Raw genomic sequence first — 2,592 nt, 5'->3', positions numbered from 1 at the left:
AAGCGCGTGGCGGTCGTCGGGCACTCGCGCGGCGGCAAGACCGCGCTTTGGGCGGGCGCGGAGGATGAGCGTTTCGCGATGGTCGTGAGCAACGATTCCGGCTGCACCGGCGCGGCGCTCGCGCGCGGCAAAACCGGCGAGCATATCCGCGACATCAACCGCGGATTTCCTCACTGGTTCGACGAAAACTACAAAGCCTTCGTCGATCGCGAAGATGAGTTGCCGCTCGATCAGCACATGCTCGACGCGCTCATCGCCCCGCGCCTGCTTTACATCGCGAGCGCGTCGGAGGACTCTTGGGCCGATCCGAAAAGCGAGTTCCTCGCCGCGGTTCATGCCGGTCCGGTCTTCGGTCTCTTCGGGTTGAAAGGCTTGGCCAGCGCAGTCATGCCGAAGCCCGACGCGCCGATGCACGAGGGCCATATCGGCTATCATCTCCGCACGGGAAAACACAACCTCACCGAATACGATTGGGGCTGCTTCATGGACTTCGCCGACCAGCATCTCGGCAAGCCGACGCCGCCTGCGCGGTGAATGCGGAAGCTCCTTTCCAAACAAATGAATTCCCTATTTCACCGCCGATTTTTCCCCATTCTGTCATCGCTGCTGCTGACTTTTGGCTGCCTGCAGCCATCCGCTCCGGCGGCGGAGAAGCGGTCGCGTGATCCGCAGGCTATCGCCGAGGTGGCGGCCGGCAAACGCACGGAAGCGCGCGCGGCATGGTGGGGCTTTGATCCGGCCGACGCGACGGCGGCGTTGCAGGCAGCGATCAATTCCGGCGTGCACAAGTTGGTCGTCGAAAACATGGGCGCGCCGTGGATTACCGATAAGCTGACGCTCGCGGGCGACCAGGAGATCGTCTTCGCGAAGGGCGTGGAGGTGCTCGCCAAACGCGGTGCCTTCCACAATGGGAACGACAGTCTTTTCTCCGCGAAATCGAAGCAGAACATCACGCTCACGGGCGACGGCGCGACGCTGCGGATGTGGAAGCAGGATTACGACGACAAGGCGCAATACACACACGCCGAGTGGCGTCATGTGCTCGCCTTTTGGAGTTGCGCGGGCGTGCGCATCACGGGGCTGACGCTGGCCGACAGCGGCGGCGATGGCATCTACCTCGGCATCGCGCAGAAGGGCGTGCCGTGTTCGGATGTGGTCATCAAGAACGTCGCCTGCGTGAACAACTACCGGCAGGGCATCAGCGTCATCAGCGCGCGCAATTTGCTCATCGAGGACTGCGTGCTGAAGGACACCTGGGGCACCTCCCCGCAGGCGGGAATCGACTTCGAGCCGAACGGCTCTGCGGAGGAACTCGTCAACTGCGTGCTGCGCAATGTTGTGTCGGAAAACAACCGGGGCAGCGCCTACGCGTTCTATTTGCCGAAGCTGCACGCAGAGTCGAAGCCGCTGTCCATCAAGTTCGAGAACTGCCGCGCTGTCGGTTGCCGGAATTCGGTGGCGCTGACCATCGGCAACGACTCCGAAACCGCAGCGGTGAAAGGCACGGTGGAGTTCAGTGACTGCCGCTTTGAGAGCAGCGTGGGGGAAGGGATTTTCATCCGCGATAAGCCAGTGACCGGTGCGCAGGTCAGCTTCGTTCATTGTGAGATCAACAACCCGGCGACCACTCAGCCGACGATGACGGCGATTAGCTTCGCTAGCCGCACCAACTGCGTGGACACCATCGGCGGCGTCCGGTTTAGCGATTGCACGATCACGGATTCGCAGGATCGCCTGCCGATGTCGTATCAGGATGGCTCGGGCGGAATCGGCCTGAGCGACATCACCGGCACGCTCGTCGTAAAACGCGATGGTCAGAGCACGACGCATCAGCTTACCCCGAAGTTGATCGCCGAATGGATGCCACATCGGACCTTCAAGAAAATCGCGCCCTATGCCGCGAACGACTCCGGCTATGAGCCTGCACTGCCGGACAGCAAGCCCGATGCGGCCAAGCATTCCATCGCCCGCCAGCGCGGCCCTGCGGAATGGCTGCTGTGGGCCGACGCGGACGAGCAGGCATCGTTCACCGTGTCCATCCGGCCCGTCGGCAATGGCGCGGCCAAACTGGTGCCCGTGAGCCTCATCTCGCCTTCGGGAAAACTCACGAAGCTGCCCGCCGCCCCAAGTGCCGAGAAGCGGACGTATGAGTTCAAGGCGACTGAGCGCGGCGCTTACAAGATCGTTTGCGATCCACAGAACTGGGCCGCCACCGTGAGTTCTGCCAGTAGCCGCGTCTGTCTTTACGCACCGAAGTCGGTCTTTCATTTCCTCGGCACGACCGGCCGTTATTTTTTCTGGATGCCACCTGGCACAAAGGAGTTCGCCATCAAGGTGTCGGGCGAAGGCTCCGCCGAGAGCGTGAAGGCGGCCCTGTTCGACCCGGCCGGCAAAGTCTTCGAAGAGAAGGACAACATCTCCCAGACGCACCAATTCGTAACGACGCCCAAGGACGCGGCGCAGGGCGAAATCTGGAGCTTGCAGCTCGACAAGCCTTCAACCGGCGTGCTCGAAGATTGTTACGTGCAACTCCAAGGCATTCCGCCGCTGCTTTCGCCCACGCGCGAAGGTTTGTTGAAGCCGGTGAAGTGA

General features: G+C 62.1%; 1 protein-coding gene and 1 pseudogene. Both read left to right on the top strand.

What is annotated here, in order from left to right:
* Window positions 1–534 (top strand): annotated as a pseudogene (locus tag ABJF10_RS30330) (acetylxylan esterase); the annotation flags it as partial.
* Window positions 535–558: 24 nt separating this feature from the next.
* Window positions 559–2,592, top strand: a complete 2,034-nt coding sequence (locus ABJF10_RS30325; RefSeq protein WP_348548334.1) for a right-handed parallel beta-helix repeat-containing protein — start codon at window positions 559–561, stop codon at window positions 2,590–2,592.

The sequence above is a fragment of the Chthoniobacter sp. genome (assembly GCF_040003245.1).
GTDB lineage: Bacteria > Verrucomicrobiota > Verrucomicrobiia > Chthoniobacterales > Chthoniobacteraceae > Chthoniobacter.
Note: the sequence above shows the minus strand (reverse complement) of the source record. Positions and strands in the feature narration are given on the sequence as shown.

Coding starts and splice junctions, on each gene's coding strand:
- ABJF10_RS30325 (WP_348548334.1), top strand. CDS start 559: ATGAATTCCCTATTTCACCGCCGATTTTTCCCCATTCTGTCATCGCTG.